The organism is Marinomonas foliarum, from assembly GCF_003337275.1.
GTDB classification, from domain to species: Bacteria; Pseudomonadota; Gammaproteobacteria; order Pseudomonadales; family Marinomonadaceae; genus Marinomonas; species Marinomonas foliarum.
The window spans coordinates 1-1,231 of record NZ_QPJQ01000080.1; the positions used below are offsets into that span (position 1 = coordinate 1).

A 1,231-nucleotide genomic window follows, 5' to 3' on the forward strand; every position below is an offset into this window, starting at 1 on the left:
TGAATCGCCACTAATTAGCTAGACACCTTTTAGTTAGATAAAATGATCTAAGTGAGAGGTATTTATGAGCAAAGTACGTTACCCAGAACAATTCAAAATTGAAGCGGTTAAGCAAGTGACAGAAGCAGGCTTTAGTGTTGCTGAAGTCGCTAATCGCTTAGGCACCACCACCCACAGTTTATACGCTTGGATTAAACGATATGGCCCAGAGGCAGAATCTTTTGCAGAGGCCTCTGCTGAGTCGAGCGAGATTCTTCGTCTTCGAAAAGAACTCAAACGAGTAACGGAAGAGCGCGACCTGTTAAAAAAAGCCGCGGCGTACTTCGCAAGCCACCCAGACTAAGATACGCCTTTATCAGGGATCACAGTGTCGATTTTTCAGTAAGACGACTATGCAATCTCTTCGATGTTCACCCTAGTGGCTATTATGTTTGGCTGAAAGAGCCAAAATCAAAGCTGGCTAAGGAAAATGAGAGGCTAACAGGTCTTGTCAAACAACTGTGGCTGGAGTCGGGTTGTGTCTACGGTTATCGAAAGATCTATCACGACCTGAGATCCTTGAATGAATCTTGTGGTATTAATCGAGTGCATTATCTGATGCGAAGAGCAGGACTCAAGGCTCAAGTGGGTTACCGCAAGCCTAGGGCTCGTACAGGAGAAACACATACGATAGCTAGCAATGTGCTTGAAAGGCAGTTTAATCCAGAAAGCCCGAATACAGCTTGGGTTACTGATATTACGTATATCCGAACTCATGAAGGCTGGCTGTATTTATCCGTCGTACTCGATCTCTATTCGCGTCGAATAATAGGCTGGAGTATGGGCCCGAGAATGGTGAAAGAACTTGTTCTTGATTCACTGATAATGGCGGTATGGAGAAGAAAGCCAAAGCATAGGGTGACGATTCACTCAGACCAAGGCAGTCAGTTCACAAGCTATGATTGGCACAGTTTTTTGGACGATCACAACTTACAAGCCAGTATGAGTCGACGAGGGAACTGCCATGACAATGCTGTTGCTGAAAGCTTTTTCCAGCTTTTAAAGAGAGAACGAGTGAAGCGGAAGATTTACTCGACAAGGAGCGAAGCAAAACAAGACATTTTTAATTATATCGAAATGTTTTATAACCCTGTCAGACGCCACAGTGCCAATGATATGCTGTCACCTGTTGAGTATGAAAAACTGTTCGAAAAGATGATTGAGAAGTGTCTACTGAACTAGTGGCGATTCA

Annotated in this window: 1 protein-coding gene; it reads left to right on the top strand. The window is 44.0% G+C overall.

The features are described from left to right. Positions 1-64 precede the first annotated feature (64 nt). Positions 65-1,221, top strand: a protein-coding gene (locus DFP77_RS19410) for an IS3 family transposase (RefSeq protein ID WP_374058263.1) whose coding sequence is annotated in 2 segments (ribosomal slippage) — positions 65-310 and positions 313-1,221 — 1,155 coding nt in all. Because the reading frame shifts where the segments join, the coding sequence is not laid out codon by codon here. Positions 1,222-1,231 lie beyond the last annotated feature (10 nt).